At 53.7% G+C, this 17,160-nt stretch carries 14 protein-coding genes and 1 tRNA gene; 8 read left to right on the top strand and 7 right to left on the bottom strand.

Annotation, left to right across the window (positions count from 1 at the left end):
* Positions 1-42 precede the first annotated feature (42 nt).
* The gene (locus tag HY913_01705; protein MBI4961970.1) at positions 43-291 is read left to right on the top strand and encodes a hypothetical protein; all 249 of its coding nucleotides are present in this window, start codon (positions 43-45) and stop codon (positions 289-291) included.
* 116 nt (positions 292-407) lie between these two features.
* Here HY913_01705 and HY913_01700 read toward each other — a convergent pair whose 3' ends face one another.
* The 6 genes from HY913_01700 to HY913_01675 all read right to left on the bottom strand — a co-directional run bounded on the left by HY913_01700 (position 408) and on the right by HY913_01675 (position 7,191).
* Complete coding sequence (locus HY913_01700) at positions 408-2,264, bottom strand: amino acid permease (protein MBI4961969.1); 1,857 nt, start codon at positions 2,262-2,264, stop codon at positions 408-410.
* Positions 2,265-2,390: 126 nt separating this feature from the next.
* On the bottom strand, positions 2,391-3,101 hold the full coding sequence (locus HY913_01695) for a TlyA family RNA methyltransferase (protein MBI4961968.1): 711 nt from the start codon (positions 3,099-3,101) through the stop codon (positions 2,391-2,393).
* A 283-nt stretch (positions 3,102-3,384) separates the two neighbouring features.
* Positions 3,385-3,975, bottom strand: coding sequence for a hypothetical protein (locus HY913_01690; GenBank protein MBI4961967.1), 591 nt, complete (start codon positions 3,973-3,975; stop codon positions 3,385-3,387).
* Positions 3,975-4,301, bottom strand: coding sequence for a hypothetical protein (locus HY913_01685; protein MBI4961966.1), 327 nt, complete (start codon positions 4,299-4,301; stop codon positions 3,975-3,977). Before HY913_01685 ends, HY913_01690 begins: the two co-directional genes overlap by 1 nt.
* 587 nt (positions 4,302-4,888) lie before the next feature.
* Positions 4,889-5,755 carry a hypothetical protein gene (locus HY913_01680; GenBank protein MBI4961965.1) on the bottom strand — a complete coding sequence of 289 codons (867 nt, stop codon included), beginning with the start codon at positions 5,753-5,755 and terminating at the stop codon, positions 4,889-4,891.
* 392 nt (positions 5,756-6,147) lie between these two features.
* Positions 6,148-7,191 carry a hypothetical protein gene (locus tag HY913_01675; protein MBI4961964.1) on the bottom strand — a complete coding sequence of 348 codons (1,044 nt, stop codon included), beginning with the start codon at positions 7,189-7,191 and terminating at the stop codon, positions 6,148-6,150.
* Between the two features lie 544 nt (positions 7,192-7,735).
* On the opposite strand from HY913_01675, the gene HY913_01670 reads away from it, so the two are divergent.
* The 7 genes from HY913_01670 to HY913_01640 all read left to right on the top strand — a co-directional run bounded on the left by HY913_01670 (position 7,736) and on the right by HY913_01640 (position 15,928).
* A complete protein-coding gene (locus HY913_01670) occupies positions 7,736-8,572 on the top strand; it encodes an IclR family transcriptional regulator (protein ID MBI4961963.1) in 837 nt (278 codons plus the stop codon).
* Positions 8,573-8,574: 2 nt separating this feature from the next.
* Positions 8,575-10,722 (top strand): molybdopterin-dependent oxidoreductase, encoded by a 2,148-nt coding sequence (locus HY913_01665; GenBank protein MBI4961962.1) that lies wholly within the window; start codon positions 8,575-8,577, stop codon positions 10,720-10,722.
* 11 nt (positions 10,723-10,733) lie between these two features.
* A complete protein-coding gene (locus tag HY913_01660; GenBank protein MBI4961961.1) occupies positions 10,734-11,228 on the top strand; it encodes a 4Fe-4S binding protein in 495 nt (164 codons plus the stop codon).
* Positions 11,229-11,494: 266 nt separating this feature from the next.
* A complete protein-coding gene (locus HY913_01655) occupies positions 11,495-12,769 on the top strand; it encodes an acyl-CoA/acyl-ACP dehydrogenase (GenBank protein MBI4961960.1) in 1,275 nt (424 codons plus the stop codon).
* Between the two features lie 469 nt (positions 12,770-13,238).
* A complete protein-coding gene (locus HY913_01650; GenBank protein ID MBI4961959.1) occupies positions 13,239-13,514 on the top strand; it encodes a type II toxin-antitoxin system Phd/YefM family antitoxin in 276 nt (91 codons plus the stop codon).
* Between the two features lie 957 nt (positions 13,515-14,471).
* Positions 14,472-15,470: a P1 family peptidase gene (locus tag HY913_01645; protein ID MBI4961958.1), complete on the top strand. Its 999-nt coding sequence runs from the start codon at positions 14,472-14,474 to the stop codon at positions 15,468-15,470.
* Between the two features lie 371 nt (positions 15,471-15,841).
* Positions 15,842-15,928, top strand: a tRNA-Leu gene (locus tag HY913_01640).
* Between the two features lie 408 nt (positions 15,929-16,336).
* Here the strand turns inward: HY913_01640 and HY913_01635 are convergent.
* Complete coding sequence (locus HY913_01635) at positions 16,337-17,056, bottom strand: thymidylate synthase (protein MBI4961957.1); 720 nt, start codon at positions 17,054-17,056, stop codon at positions 16,337-16,339.
* Between the last annotated feature and the right edge of the window lie 104 nt (positions 17,057-17,160).

Genomic DNA, 17,160 nt, shown 5'->3' with positions numbered 1-17,160 from the left:
CATTAGTTTCTTAACAGAGCAAGATGGGAAGGGGTGAAATTCATGAGCGAGGATGCACAAAATGCGTGGCATATGTTTGAGGCGGTCGGCGTGTTATGTTCATTTTTCTTTGGTATCCCGCTGGCGCTGGTATTGTTGAGAATCCTGAGCGGGCTGTTCAGCAGTCCTCTTACTGCCGCGTCCTACATAGAACTGGAATTGTACACGGATCTGGCCTACGCGGTAATACTCGCGGGGCTGACGTTTATACCTACTCTGGGCACGTACTTCCAGTTCAGAAGACAGGCCTAGGCGTGGTTCCAACAGGCCGCGGAACTGTTTGCAGAGAAAGGGCTTCCGGCAGCGTGCCCGTATAGGCGCGCCATACCCAAACTGTTGGAGGTACGGCGGAACCGCAGTTCGGGCGTTTATTTTGGGGTGTTGGGCTTCCGAAACGACTCGCTTGAATAGTCGATGTGGAAGTCAAAGTTAGGGAACCGTCTGGGCATACGCATGATATTAAACACCATAACGCCGATGGCCATACGATCCAGCCAAGAAGATAACGGCCAGCCGAAATGGATCACTACCTTCCGGTGCGGCAACTCGTATTCTACTACTTTCAGAAGCGCCACCATGTCCTGGTAAAGACTTCCCTTGATCAAGGCAAATCGGAAGTGATTTGGCGCCAACTTGGCCGGAGCGCCCTGCCGAGGATTGTAAAAGCTGATGTATGCCTCGTTGTGCTTCATTGACGTCAGGGCCTCTTCTCTGGGTCTGCGGAAGATGAGCTGGATCTCTTTTTCCGGTGATTCAGCAAGAAACAGCACCAGGTCCATGTGAGTGTCAGTGGCTTGTACAGCCCTGATTTCCGGCGCTCTAGTTCGGGCAACGATCAGACCGCTCACCAGCACAATGCCCGTCACAATTGCCCACAGTTCGGTGCCATGAGGCTTGTGCCAAGCAAGGAAACCAAAGCAACTCAAGAAAATCACGAATAATATTACCGTGCCGGTGCGGCCGCCGAGGTAGTGGATCACCTCTTTGGTCCCCATAAAGTAACGATATATTATTAGCGACCCCAGGTTGATGGAGAAGCATGCAAGCAGTCCGATGGCGTACATGTCCGCCAGGATCATTTGGCTTCCACCAGTGAAAATAATGATGCCGGAGAAGAAAAGAGCATTAATTATATGTATGCGATACAAGGACTGCTCTCGATTCGTAGCAATGAGCCACGAAAATCCGTACCGATCCGCCACACGTTCCATAAGCTCGCTTGACGCCACAAAGGCCGTATTTACCGCCATGATGAGGGTGAAACTGGCCAGTCCCGCCACTGCAACGCCAAACGGGAGACCATTCAACACGGTGGCATAGTGAGTGATCAGATCACCCTCGTGTTTCGCGAAATCAATAGGCGCGGACAAGGCCAAGGCGGCAACAGTGGGGGTGACAATCCCGACCGTCAGGGCGAGGAAAATGTACGCTCTTGCGATGTCTCTGGATGAGCGTACGTAACCCGCAGTCTGAAGAACCGATTCCACGCCGGAGTAAGCGAGTACGCAACTAGCCACGGAAGCGACAAAAATTCCGTAGGTGTTCAACAAAGATTCTGTCCGCAGGCTATCGGCTCCCGCTGCAACTGAATTGTGCAGACGGGCGATCGAATCCTGATCCAGACCGAGAATGCCGGAGACAATCAAGTTCAGGAAAACAAATGCTGCCATAATGAAGATGCCGAAGGTGAAACGAACATTCTCGCGGATGCCTAGAATGTTCAAACCGGCTATGGACCAAACAATAGCCATACCGGCTATCATCTTCCAGTATTGTGGCATGCCGAAAAAGGAAGAGACGTTTTCCACTGCGCTTATGGCTGAAATACAGGCTGTAAGGACAAAATCCACCATTATGGAGGACACTGCTACAAAGGATACTACGGGCCCCAGTACCAGATAAGAAAAAGAATATACCCCGCCTCCGAACAGCTTGTGATGTTCCAGGATTTTGGCAATCTCTACCAGCCGGGAGCTGAAGTAGCGAATCAGCAGGGAGGTCAGGGCTATAAAGAATATGGCCGCCGGCCCGATGAAACGATAGGCTTCGGCCGGTGCGTAAAAGACCGAGGTCAGCTCATCCATCAGGCATATGACGCCCAACCCGAGCCAGGTAAGCCAGAAACGGCCCTGCGAGTAGCTGCTGAGCAATCCAGGCTTACGAAGCAAAAAAATGAAGAAGGACGCAATGCCCAGATTGAGGATCACAAGAATTATGGTTTTCATTTAGCCGGCTTCGCCCCAGACCCATGAAATGGTCAGCAATTGCCCATGTGGTGATTGTCGTGGAAACCAGTCCAGCAAGAGGCCTGAAACAATACTTGCGGGCGGAGCATATACCTGTGAAGCTACTCAGTCAACTGTGCGTTTCAAATGTAGAAAGAACTCCCGATTCCCTTTCGGTCCTTTTATCGGGCTTTCCATTTCTGCCAGGACTTGGAATCCGCAACCCTTCGCAAAGGTCTTGACGCTTTCCACCGCTGCCCTGATCTTGCCGGGATCTCTCACCACCCCGCCTTTTCCCACGTCAGTCCGTCCCGCCTCGAATTGCGGTTTTACCAGAGGGACAAGCCATCCACCAACAGGAAGGAACTCTTTGAGTTTAGGCAGTACCAATTTTAGGGAAATAAAGGACAGATCGGCAACAGCCGCGTCCACAGGATTAGGTAGAGACCCTATCTCCAGGAATCGGATGTTCTTGCGTTCTATGACCGTGACTCTGGGGTCGTTACGCAGCTTCCAATGGAACTGCCCGTACCCTACGTCTACAGCGATGATGTGAGCCGCGCCTCTCTGCAACAAGCAGTCGGAAAATCCTCCTGTTGAAGCTCCCGCGTCCAGGATTCCCAATCCGGAAGGATCTATCCCGAACCGATCCAGTGCGGCCTCGAGTTTCAGTCCGCCACGGCTTACGTACGGCAGGTCCTCCTTTACAAACAGGCTGGCGTCTGTGGAAACCTCTTTGCCGGGCTTTTCGACCGCAGCCCCATTCACGGTGACCTTGCCCTCCATGATCAAGGCCCTCGCCCGCTCACGCGACGATGCGAGGCCCTTTTCGACCATCAGGGCGTCCACGCGACATTTCCCTGTCTTTTGACTCACAGGATGCTCGCTCAAATTCTTGTCAAGGGACTGTGTCCGTCATATCAATGTGTTATGCGGATGGGCTTTCAAAAATATTAGACTGGATTAGTGCCCCTTCCTGCACGGTCTGGGAACCAGCTCACCCCAACCGCTTTAATACCTCACCGCTTTGGGGGACACTAAGCTGCGCAGAAAGGCCCGTGGTCCCTTCTCCGCATGTTCCACGTTCGGTCGCGAATCCGCATTAAAATTTTGCCGAAGATCATGAACCCGGCATAATGGTGAAATCCAGCACGTCAACTATGCTAAAGCCGTAATACAAATAGACTGAGCCACTGCCAAGAAAGTCATCGGGGCGATGAATCGTAAAATGGTAACTGTATTGTCCCTTAGGGCTGGCCAGGCGGACTGTTTCTTCGTACTGCCTTGAACCGGGAAGTCTGATCACGAACTTCAAAGGAATTTCCGCTCTGGATGCAGTATACGAGAAACGAACCATCAAAGTCAGTCGGTCCCCGAACGAGCCGGCATTGAAGGTGCGGCTGCTCCCGAGAAACTTCCAGTCGTTACCCTTGAGCACCGCGGGTCCGAACTGAAGGTCGTAGATCGAAACCCTTCCCGGCATCTCCCAGGAGAGTCCTCCGCTACTCTCTTTATCCGCTGCGTCTTTCGGTTCACCACCTTTTTCCGCTGCTTCATCGGCACTGGATCGGCTTACGGCCGACTGTTGCGCCCAGGACCGGCCGATCAACGGCGTAGCCATCAGGACGAGACAGACCGCCAAAGCAGCCCATACGATCCTGCTCTCGACTATGCCGTACAACAGGGTTTCAGGGTGCATTCGTGCGGGCATCAAGCTCCCCACCATTTGGGCTCAATGGGCTTTGGCGTTGCCGGCGGGGCTCCCGTCACGGTCTGTGGCATCCCGGTGCGAAGATCCGGCTGCATCATTTCAGGTTGACGCGGCATTCCCGGAGAAGAAGCGGCGTTAGGGCTTTCTCCCTCCTTACCCTGTGGAAACATATCGAAAAGCTGGAAACCTCGTTCTTTTTCACCCGCGGGCTCGGCCTCCTGCCCTTGCTTGCGCATTTTGGACCCCAGTAAGCTGAACAGCCAAGAAAAAACGATAATAAGCACTAAGGGAATAATGCTGTAAAGGATGTTCTCTATCTTGTCCATGGCGGTCATCCTCCGAGAGTGCGCATCAATTCATTCGTCAATGATGATGGCATAAAACCGGTTTTCCTTCAATCCCTTCCACTTCATGTCGTGACACCACCGCGCTTTCAAACCGTGAAGATGACTTCGCGACAAAGGCAACACTGACCCGGTGCCCAGGTCAGTGGCACCCAACAGCCGGTCAATATCGGCCCAGGGGTGCCATGGACCTGGGCTTTGCCGGGGCCGTGTCTGACACAACGAACTATTTATTGTTTGACAGCGCATTTCCTATGAGGGGCGATTCTTGACGATGAAAAGTCCTCTAGAGCGACACCGGTTTCCCTTGGTGCCGGACGTCCTGTCGAAACCTCCGGAGAGGTTGATCCAACAGGACTTGAAGGTCATGAGGCGAATTCCAGGCCCCCCGGTCAAAGATCTTGCGGTAGATTGAGAAAGCGCATTTCAATCGGAGAGTGAGGGCGAGCGTTCCGGGTGAGCCAGGGCCTTGAGAAAGCGCCTGCAAGTGCACATTGATCCCGGGTCTCAATTGGAGGACTTTGCTCTTTTAGTACATGCCTTGCGCCGCGCCAATCAATTGGCCGGGATCAGAAGACCACGCCCGCGTGAACGCCAAACGAGAAGACGTTCTCGTTGAAGTCAAATCTGTACGGGGCAACTTCGGAGCCCGAAACAGTGCTTGTTAGAATGGAACTTCCAGTAAATTCCTGGTGGCTGTACCGCACGTGCAGCCCGGCGGTAACATTAGGTGTGATATTGGTCTCGCCTTCCATGCGGAGCGCGATTATGCCTCCCTTGTCTCCCGTAGATTCGACTGTTTCAATGGCATCGATACGTGAAACGGTTTGTTCCACCTTCTTGGTCATAAACCAGGAGCCCTGAATTTCGAATCTGGCCCTCCAGAAAGGAAAAAACATGGCCGTTTGCAGACCCACAAACGGAATATCCGATCTAAATTCCTCACGCAGTGACGAACCAGCCGGCTGGGTCCCTCTCGGGTCCCCCCGGTAAAGCCACAATTCTCGCCGGTACCCACCGGTTACGCTGAATCTGTATCCGCCTCCGTTCCAGAGGTGCCACAGCCCCGCGGCTTCCCATTCCCTGAAATCCGTTTTCAGGTCCCATCTGAAAGGCCCTGGAGCGGCCGCGGTGGCACGTATGACCTCCACGTTGCTAGTGCCCACGCTCACCGAACCGGCAAGTCTAGCAGAGGCAAACGGAAAAGGCGAAACTTCGATCATGCCTGAAAGGGCCGGGACACGGGGGTTCCATTCTGCACTATGCTCGCGGGCGATAAGACGATGCTGATACAGAGCGTCTTGCCGCGCGGCGAGAAAGTCGATCCCGAACCACGAGTCCAACCCTATGTTCCAAGGCAGCACCTGAGCTTGAAGCGGAGTTGCCAAGCAAGTGAGCACCAGCACCAGCAGCACCGTTTTGAGCCGACCATGCATAAAGATCCATCCCCCGAATAAAACAAAGATAAAAAAGACTGCGTATTATAAGCACACCGGTGGGTAAAAGGAAATGAAAAACTGCAACGGAGAGTAACCATTCAGTTACGTGCGGGAGCGCCTCCCATGCCCTGAACGGGCGTACCAACAGTAGTCCCGCGGGACGCGGGACTACTGTTGGTACGCCCGTTCAGGGCTCAGAATCTTTTCTACCCCCGCAAGACTGAATGGTTACAACGGACAGTAAGGCTTCTCTGAAGCACAGGAATTTAAGGTCAAGGGGCCGTTCGGCCGCGGTATGGCCTAGAGCCGGCTGTACCACTTCATATGCGCCTGGGGGCGACCATGGCGCACGCCGGTCCAAAGAAATCCCGGAAACCGGTGGGACTCACTCAAAAGGTCAGAGCCAGATTTGTCCCAACAGTCCAAAAATGCTGCCGCAAGGTCACCGTTCCGTTTGTCAACTGAGTATAGTTACCCGCGAGCCAATAAAAGAAATTTCCCGGATCGACAATATATCCGTTATTGGATAATTCCTGAACTTCCGGGTTGGACCCGTTCATGTAGGCGTACGAATAAGAAGCGTTTGCGCCAAGGACGAGGGCCTGGCTGAGATTCATGTCGAACCCTCCGCGCAGGTCAACCCCGAATCTCCGCCATCCTGTGACGTTCGTCAACTGAGAACCCGCGATATACATACCTTGGCCGTCGGTGTACAGAGCTTTCCAATCAAAGTCGTACTTGCCGAAAAGGCAGGGTGACGCCATTATGGAAAAATAATACTTTGTCGATAGGGAATCCGCGTTGTTTGCCAAACCGATTCCGATGTAAGGCCCATGCCAGAGCACCAGTTGGCTCATTGTGAACGAGGTGTTGGAATTGAAAACCAAATCCGTCCATCCGTTCTCCCAGCCTCGGATTGCGTAGCCTTGAAAACCTCCCCATTCCCCAGGAGCGTAATTCTGGGACGCAGGTTGGATATCGGTCTTGACCCTGGTCCACTTGTACGCGAAAAGAAACTCCCAACCGGTCAGGAGAGGTATATGGCCCACCAACTCTCCCTTCCAGAACCTGTTACGAGAATCCAAATAAATGTCCCCCTCAGACCCGTCCCCCAACCAGAGGACTCCCAGGGCGTAGCGTCCGTACACCGACGCGCTTCCGGGGGGAATGTAGCCGCTCACGGCTTCCGTAAATTGGTTGAATCGGTTCGTTCGACCAAAGTTGGTCTGCACGTCCACGGTTAAAAAGTCAAATTGGTCACACTTCAGAGAGCCGCCAAAATTGAAATATCCATCCTTGAGGTCGGTCTTCTTGGTATGGTTAAAAAACTCAAAATCCACGTATACCAGGGTACCTCGTTCCCCTTGGTTGACGTTATGACTGATGTTGAACGAGCCCCCGCCGTAAGATATTCCAGCGCGAAGGTCCCCCAATGAAACCCGAGACAAGAAATCGGAATTGAGACCGGAGAGACCAGGGAGGGAGCTAAGATTCGTCCCCCAACCAGAAAATGGGAAGGGCCAGTTCTGAGCAACTGATGATCCAGCCCCCCACAACACTACAACCAACGCCAAAAGCAAACGCTTCATTGTTAAACAACGCCCCTTAACCCACAATATAGAGATGAAGGAATGTCGGTAACTCTATTATCTCAAGCCATCGAGTGTCAAGGAAAAAGGGGCTTAGAGCCTATTTTTTATTACAAATATATCTCTTATTTTGTAGGCATACAGTTACGAGGGGAAAGAAACTGTCGGTGCGCGTGCAGCAAAGCAATTTCTGCCTTTAAGCCTTGGGACAACTTTCCCGCAGAACGCGGGATTTCGCTCCTCCCGATGAAAGAAAGCCAACAATTCCCAGGGCTGACCGAATGCGTACTTTCATGCTAAGCTTTCTCTTGACAGGGCGGCATCCCGCCGGTATGTTTTCCATAGAAAACCTAATTCTGTCTGACGAACCAGTGGCGACGGCATTCCTATGGCATCCTTAAAAGACCCAACTCGAACCAAGGCGGATTACTCGTCACTTGTCCCCGCTGTGGAACAGGCTTCACGAGTTCTCCTCACCCTTGCTCAGGACGCAACCGGAAAAATGAGTCTCACAGAGATCTGCAAGGTCGTGGGCATTCACAAGAGCAAGGGTTATTCAATCCTGAACACTTTGCAGCATTTTGCTTTCGTGCAGAAGTCCCCTGGCAGCAAGACCTATTCACTCGGTCCGGGTCTCCTCTTTCTGTCCAACAAGGTCTTGAATAAATTGGACTTGCGGAAAGCTGTTGCGCCCGTCCTTCAGGAGCTTTCCTTTAAGACCGACAGTACGGCGTTTCTCGGCCTCATTTCCGACAAGCATGTTTTTGTGGTGGCAAAGGACGAGGGAACCCAACATATCGGGCTGACCATCAGACTGGGACACAGATTTCCCCTTGCCTGGGGCGCTCACGGAAAGGCAATCTTGGCCTTCCTTTCCGATGCCGAGCGCGAGAAGCTCATCGCGGGATCAAAGCTATATTTACATGGAACCAAATCGAAGTTTGATCCGGATCGCTTTGAGCAAGAAATGGCCAATTGCCGGAGAACGGGGTTCTCGATGGACCTTGGCGAAATGACAAGTGGAGTTAATGCGGTGGCTGCTCCGGTATTCGGGCCGGTCGAAAAATTGATAGGCGCCCTGGTGATCCTGGGCACCTTTCCCAAGGAATCCGCTGGCAGGTTCGGATCCGAGGTTTCGGGTGCTGCGGCCAAGTTCTCCAAGCAGATCGGCGGGACTGTCCCACCAACTTTGCAGCAAAACAGTCACGCAGAGGAGGAAGACTAGCCGTGGCGGACTTCAAATATTCCAATGTGGGCCGCGAAATGGAGGTCTACGGCTACGATTCAGTAGTCAAGAGCCATTGCCGGATGTGCCACGGCGGGTGCGGAGTGCTGGTGTACGTGAAAGACGGCAGGATCAGGAAGATCGCGGGCGACCCCGACTGCCCGATCAATCACGGGACACTGTGTACCAAGGGCATTGCCTCTCCTCAACTGGTTTATCACCCCGACCGTCTTACCTATCCCGTAAAGCGCATAGGCCCCAAGGCAAGTGGCAAATGGGAGCGTATCAGCTGGGATGAGGCACTGGACACCATCGCTGAACGGATGATGCGTTATAAAGAAAACAACGGCGCTGAGTCCGTGGTTCTCGGGTACGGGACGGGTCGGGAAAACGAAGCTGTGATTTATCGTTTCGCCAATCTGTTCGGGAGTCCCAGCGTCCTGACGGCCGGACATTTCTGTTATGGTCCGAGAATCGCTACGAGCATTATCACGTGCGGTTCCAATCCCATAGTGGACTACGAAAACCACCCCAAGTGCATCATGGTGTGGGGCAACAACGTGGTCATCAGCAATCCCGATTGTTACAAAGGTGAGCCGTTCTCGGTGGCCCTGGATGAAGGGGCGAAGCTTATCGTGGTCGATCCGAGACTCACACGCGCGGCAGCGCGGGCAAACGTGTGGCTCCAACTCAGACCCGGAACCGACACCGCGCTTGCGCTCGGAATGTGCAACGTGATCGTCAACGAAGGACTCTATGACCGGGAATTCGTCGAAAACTACGTCCACGGCTGGGAGCCTTTTGTGCAAAGGGTCAACGAATACCCGTTGGATCGAGTGGAGCAAATTACGTGGGCCCCCCAAGAAAAGATCCGGGAGGCCGCGAGACTTTTTGCCACCACCAAGCCCGGAGGAATTCAATGGGGCGTTGCCATTGAACAACAGATCAACTGTGCGGACAATGACCGCATTCTAATGGCCTTGATGGGGATCACCGGCAATATAGACAGAAAAGGGGGCCAAGTACTATTCTCAACGCCGAACATAAGGAATGTAGGTCAATTCGGAGCCCACGGCATGCTTCCCAAAGAGCAACGGGACAAACGGCTGGGAGGTGACCGGTTCCGCCTCGGCGGACGCTTCGGGATCATAAACCCGAAATGCGTGTGGGACGCGATCCTCGAAGAAAAGCCTTATCCCGTAAAGATGCTTTTCTTGATCAGCTCCAATCCTGTGGTGTCGCGCGAGAACTCCAGGGAAGTATACCGTGCTTTGGAGCAGGTGGAATTCTTGGCGGTGGCTGATTTCTTCATCACCCCCACGGCGGAACTTGCGGACATAGTCCTACCTGCGGCCACATGGCTGGAAATGGACTATATCGCTGATTTCTGGAAGCGGCACGGTTATATCCTGCCGAGGCGCAAGGTTGTGCAGATAGGGGAATGCCGGTCCGACCATGAAATGCTCAATGACCTCGCCCACAAGGTGGGAATCGGGGAGTACTTCTGGGACGATTTTGAGCAAGCTCTGGATTGGATACTGGAACCCATGGGAATCACATGGCAAGATTTCAAGAAAATGGACTACATAAGAGGTGATGTAGCCTATGAAAAGTACAGGCGTGACGGTTTCTCGACTCCCACCGGAAAATTCGAACTCTATTCAACCGCGCTTGAGAAAATGGGATACGATCCTCTGCCTCAATACCGAGAACCCACGGAAAGCCCGCACAGCACGCCGGAATTGCATAAAGAGTTCCCTTACATATTGATTACCGGCAAAAGGACCCCCGGCTTTTTCCATACTGAGAACCGCCAGGTCCCAAGCCTCAGGGAACTTCACAAAGACCCCATTGTCAGTATTCATCCTGAGACAGCCGCAAAGGAGGGCATAAACGACGGCGATTGGGTGGTCATCGAATCGCCTCGGGGAAAGGTCCGACACCGGGCAAAGCTCTTCCCGGGCCTCGACCCGCGCGTGGTGGCTGCACAGCACGCCTGGTGGTTCCCTGAGAAGAAGGACCCCGGACACGGCTGGGAAGACTCGAATATCAATATTCTCACCGACAACTCATACAAATCCTGTGACCCGGCCATGGGCGCGTCGTCGGTAAGAACGCTCCTGTGCAGAATTTACCCTGAGAAGGCTTAAGGGAGGCAGCGTTGGCGGACAAGCATGTTCTCGAGATAGATTATCAATCCTGCTGGGGATGCAAGACCTGTGAGGTTGCTTGCAAACAGGAGTACAATCACGAAGTGAAGTTTATTCACGTCCGCGAGGACGGTCCGCGGATGAATGGGGATAAATGGGAATATCTCCACCGCCCGACAGTGTGCCGGCACTGCGACGAGCCTCCGTGCGCGGAAGCATGCCCTGAACAAGCCATTTCCAAAAGAGATGACGGGATTGTAGTATTGGATTCCGACAAGTGTACGGGTTGTCAAAGCTGCATGGAAGCGTGCACGTACGATGCCATAGAATTTGACGAACAAAATCAAACAGCCCTGAAGTGCAATCTGTGTCATCACAGAGTGGACCAGGGGCTCATTCCCGCGTGCGCGGACAATGTGTGCCTGGCGCATTGCATATATTTCGGGGACTCTTCTTCAATCGAGAAGGCGATAAACGCAAAGAGACAAAAACGGCAGACGAGATAGCCTATACCATTTGCCATAATTTCTAACCTTCTACAGCAACTATTCAGTCAACCAGCGACCAAACGTGGTCATTGCGAGCGTAGCGAAGCAATCTCAGCGTTTAAATGCAGAGATTGCCAGTGGGACCGGCATCTTGCCGGTCATTCAGATTGACCGGTAGGACGCCTGCCCCACCATTCGCTCCTCGCAATGACAGATCACGTCACGTGTGCTACTAAAAACAATACCGGACTGTTATTAATCAGCCACGAGAAAAGGAGGGGAACGTGTACGATTTCTTGTTGTCACCCGAGGAACAGACCCTGAAGCAAGAAGTGAGGGAATTCGTACGTACGCAAATCACCAGCGATTTCCTTAGAAAGATGGACAAGGACGAAATCACGTATCCGCGTGGGTTTGTGGAAAAGCTGGCCGAACGCAATTTCCGAGGAATCCGATTCCCCAAGAAATACGGAGGCCGGGAAATGACCTGGGTGGCTGATGTCGCGGCAAGCGAGGAGATCGGTTGCCTGGGCATGGCTCTCGGTTGCGCTTTTGTGATGCCGTCCATCATCGGGGAAGCCTTGAACATGTTCGGCACGGAGGACCAAAAGGAAAGGTACCTCAGGCCATACCTGGAAGGAAAGCTTGTTGCCGCGGAAGCCCTGACAGAGCCGAGAGGAGGATCTGATTTTTTCGGGGCCACCACCAAAGCGGTTCTCGATGGCGACCACTTCATCCTTAATGGCCAGAAACGTTTTGTGGTCGGAGCAGAAGGAGCGGACTTTTTCCTGGTCTATTGCCGAACGAATTTTGAACCGACCGCGCACAAATATCAGCGCCTGAGCCTGTTGATCGTTGACAAGGGACCCGGCGTGAAAACTGAGTACCTCTACGGTTTGTTGGGGTGCAAAGGCGGCGGTACCGGAAGGCTGGTCTTCAGAGACGTAAAGGTGCCAAAAAGCAATCTAATCGGCGAACTCCACAGCGGGGCACTTTGTTTCAACCAAATGATGATTCCGGAACGCCTCACCTCGGCTGCTGCTTCTCTGGGGATCTGGGGTGCTCTCGACTTGGCTGTGCGGTATTCAAACAATCGGAGGGCATTCGGTCAGAAAATTCGTGAATTTCAGGGTGTAAGTTTCATGGTCGCGGATTCCATCACGCAACTGGATGCAGCCAGGGGATTAACCTACATGGCGGCCCGGGCCGTGGACGAGAACTATCCCTACGCTCGCCGCCTTGTCAGCGAAGCCAAGCGGTTTGCTACTGAAGCCGCGTGGAGCGTCGTGAACAATGCCATGCAGATCATGGGAGGAATCGGCTACACCGATGTGTATCCGGTGGAGCGCGCGCTCAGAGACATGAGGCTCGCCATGATATGGACAGGCACGACGCAGATCATGAACCTGCTAATCCAGCACGAATATTACAGTGAGATTTTGGATCCGGCCTATGATCGCCGCAAGATGGAAATGGATGCCATGAAACCTGACGAGAGCGAACGCTGCTACACCGACGAGGATATGTGGGAAGTCCATGATCGAGGGCCTTCCACGTGATGCCGAGCGACGTATAAGGCGCCAGAACAGGGAAAGAAACGTTCGATAAGATGTCAAATGGGAGCTGTTGTCGGCGTCTATAGACGGCGGGCACGGCCCGCCCTACATTATGAGGAGACGCTCTTTTCCCGTAGGGCGGGCCGTGCCCGCCATCCTATTTTGATTTTCCATCTCCCTTAGAAATCGACATCTTCGGGCCACTCGGCGTGGCACGGTTTTCAGGCGCCGATGAATACGGAGGCAGTTTCTATAGCAGTCTCCTAAAGTTTTGGCCGACTGGCGAATGGAATGTGGGGGCAGGCCCCCGTGCCTGCCCAGGGCGGGAGCGGGGGGCCCGCCCCTACCGACTATAAATCGCCGTGCTTCTATCGGGATGTTCCTCTGGACAACGACTTCTCAGGGGGAGCTTGCCTGGTCATTTAATGGGTGCTATTGTTAGTACTATTACGAGAAGAACAGAGGAGGCCCCATGCCCGAGCATACTAAATTCTCGGAGGACATAGTCCCGCTAAGCGACATGAAAGTTAATCCGGGCAGAGTCTTGAGGCAGGTTGACAAGACCCGCAGGCCGGTTCTTCTGACCAACAGGGGACGTGGCGTAGCTGTCGTTCAATCACTCAGAGATTACGAAACTCAGACCGAAGAACTGGCTTTTCTGCGTGGTGTTGTCCAAGGGCTGGTGGACCTGGAAGAGGGGCGCGAAATGAGTCTCGCTGAGGCAAAGAAGCATCTCGGATTGAGCTGACCGGATGCCCCGGAAATATAGAATCACCTTTGCTGTTTCCGCGGTGCAGGATCTTGAAGCAATCCGCCAGGGTGCCACTGCTGGCTTGTCTAGCAGTGCGATCCCATTCGGAAAGAACTTTCGAGAACTACTCTAGTTTTCTGGTTGATACGGCACGCACCCAATGACACAACCGCCAGAAATAGACCGCCTGGACAATCGGTTCGAAATACATACCCAAAGAATATCCCCAATTCTTTTCAAGACTTATGAGTAATACCTTTCCTGGCAGAAGCACAGTCAAGAAGAGCCTCACGCCTATCGGCCATCCAAGGCAAATGACACGTCGAACGAAATCCTGCGCATCGCCTCTGGTGTTAGCGTCCCGGCAAGCACCCATACCGCCTAGAATAATTAATACGCTCGCCAACGATCGCAGCAGTGGTATGAGACCAAAAGAAAATTGATCTCGTGGTGCTATGAACAGGAATGCCGGACATACTCCGATGACCCACCACAACAGATACATATATTCTTCCTTTGACGTTACTCGTTGCGCAATAAGGTCCTCTGCTAGCCCTCTCACGTTCCACCAATACATGCGCACCTCCCTCTTTGTGGCCGGTTAATAGAATAGCCTGACCGCTTGGTCCGACTCTCGTCACTCCAACGCCCCGCCAAAACCAGGACAACAGCCACCCAACACTTTGTGATCAAGCGAATGCGTCGAGTTTTCATAGAGCATCTCCGTCGTTGCAGAGTCTGGCACGGCACGCCGTGCCCCTACGTCTCTGCGTTCTCCGCGGCCTCTCCGGTGAATCACTTTCTACAAGAATTCAGGTTCATTATGGGAAAGGTTGAGAGCATGTCAATCAACAAATTCGCCTGAGATGAGGAGAAATGGCCAATGCCCAGAAGATTTGTTGATCCGACTTCTCTCCGATGATACATCTTTGGTCACTTCAAAAAGAGGCTGCCATGGGAAATTCTCCTAGTACTCTCCACGACGATATAACCGATGTGCCGGGCATCCGAGTGGGACATGCCCAGAATATAGAAGCTGCGACAGGAGTCACCGTAATTCTGACTCCGCCGGAAGGAGCGGCTGCCGGCTTTCATGTAGGCGGCAATGCACCTTCGACGCGGCAGTTCGATTCTTTGCGGCCTCTGCACGTGGTAGACCGGGTCCACGCTATCTGTTTGTGCGGTGGGAGCGCATTCGGGCTGGATGCCTCGGGAGGGGTTTTGTCGGAGTTGGAAGCGGCCGGCGTTGGCTTGCGCGTGGTTGACCGGACCATACCGATAGTACCCGCAGCCGCGATCTTCGACCTGAATGTCGGCGACGGGACTGTTCGACCGGATAGCTCCATGGGCCGTCAGGCATGCGCCCTGGCCTCCTCCGGACCGATCGCGCTGGGGAGCGTGGGTGTCGGCACCGGTGCAAGCGTGGGAAAGCTCTTCGGCGTAGGACACGCCATGAAAGGCGGTGTCGGTTCCGCGTCAGTATTCTCGGACGATCTCGTGGTAGGGGCCCTGGTTGTGGTGAATGCTTATGGAGACATCACCAACTTGGACGGCAGCATCATGGCAGGGGCTCGAACCTCTCCCTCGTCCCTGGAATTCGCGGACTCGGCAGCCCTACTCAAAGACGGCAAGGCCCAATCAAGGAAGGTCTCTGCGGAGAACACCACCTTGTCGGTGGTGGCTGTTAACGCGCGTGTGGACAAAATCAGCGGGTCCAGAATTGCAGCTCAGGCAACTATAGGCCTGGGTCGAGTGATAAGGCCGTTTCACAGCCACATTGACGGGGACCTGACAGTTGTATTGAGCGTGGGAGACAGACACGCGGATCACAACCGCATAGCGTTGCTCGCTCAAGAAGCTTTACAGCGGGCCGCGATGAAAGCAATCCGCGAAGCCGACGGCCTGGGTCTGTTGCCGGCCTGGAAAGATCTTGGCGTGGAACTGGAAACCTGAGCTGAAGCTTTTCTTCGCAGGCGAAACGCGGGCCAAGCACGAAGCAACCACTCGCACATGTGGTGGTGGCGCGTCGGGGAAAGCAAAAGATCTGTCACCGCAGAGAACGCCTACAAGTGGTTGCAAAACCTTGCAGGCCGGCAGAGTTACAGTAGGGGCGCTTCGAGAAGCGCCCTGATTTCGGGCGGTTCCCGAACCGCCCCTACCAAGCCCGGAAACCGGTGCACGTGTTATCTAGGTTTTGCAACCAGTTGTAGAACGCGGAGGATGATCGTTTTTCCTCTTCTCCGCGCCCTGTGCGTTCTCTGCGGTGAAGGGAAACTTTTCCTCCTTGACACTTCTCCCTAATATCTGGATAATCTTTAGATCGTGCCGAAGTGGCGGAACTGGTAGACGCGCCAGGTTCAGGGTCTGGTGGGCGTAAGCCTGTAGGAGTTCGAGTCTCCTCTTCGGCACCATAACTTGTGATCGAGCAAACCCGGAATAAAAAGCCGGGTTTTTTTGTTGGGAGGGGTTACCTCATGCAATGGGTAGCTCCTGCTACCGGCGAGACGCCGGCGCTACGGAGAGAGGGCTCCCTCATGCACGGTAGCTACTTGACACCGCTCCTGGATAGCGGCGCAGAACATGCATCTCTTTTGCACAGAGACTCCCTATCTTGACGGCTTGGTGGTTTCCGCTTGCAGGCGGAAGCCACCAAGCCGTCAAGCATATAGAAGTTTTTGGGGAGGGGTGTGGGGCCACTCGGCGTGGGGCCATATCTATCTTCGATTTGCACCTCGATTCGTGAAAGCCTCGGCGGCATAAAGACTGGTTATCGCCCTGCGCGGAGCAGTTTTTTCAAAAAGGGCCTCTCCACAACTGATTTACTCTCTCCTGGCTCCCAGTTGGATGCCTGTGTCCTTCTGGAGCCTCATCAGGGCCACCTCTATGTTGTAGTCACGGATGTTCAGGCCTTTGGACACTGCCACGATCTCACCGTCTTCCACCCCGATCTCCATAGCCATGATTTCCTTTGCCTGTTGCAGGCCCGCCAAATTCACCGGAAAACCGGACCAGAGGTTCCATGACCTGAAGTAGACTATCCAGTTGAGCTTGTTATCCATTACACGGGTATCGACGAGCCTGAGACACGGAGTGGAGCCGTCTTCATGTTCGTAAAAGAAGATATCTTCGGGACGGCCTATTTCCATGCACATGCGGTTCGTGCGGCCGCCATGCTTCTTGTAATAGTCAATTACGAATTGCCAGGAGGTCTGAAGCCGTTCTCCGTATGTGTAATGCTCGCCTGGAGCCTTGGCTGAAGAAAGCAGATAGGGCATGTATTCCGCCAGATACTTCTCGTCAGCGACCGGCGGCAGATTCAGATGCTCGGGGATCTGAGGGAGCAATGGGCGAACGCCGGGCTGTCTTATGTGAACCATGACCATGTCAAATTCTATGCGGTCCGCGCCTGGGTTGGAGCCCGTATCAACCGTGTATCTGCGGGCCGCGCCGTCAGACTTGCGCGATTCCTCTATGAGGGTGTACAGACATTGGAACCAGGCATCTGGTATGGTAGTGGCTTCTATAAATATGGGCTTCATGGTATGCCTCCTCGTTGACGACCTCGTTCCTGAAAGTGCGCGGGGGAACCCGGAGGAAACATATAGCGACGCCTTCAGCTTGTCAAATCCTTCGCAAAACGTTA

This window comes from Desulfomonile tiedjei, assembly GCA_016212925.1.
In the GTDB taxonomy this organism is placed as follows: Bacteria; Desulfobacterota; Desulfomonilia; order Desulfomonilales; family Desulfomonilaceae; genus JACRDF01.
The sequence above is the reverse complement of the archived record's forward strand: the minus strand, read 5'-3'. Positions and strand labels throughout refer to the sequence as shown.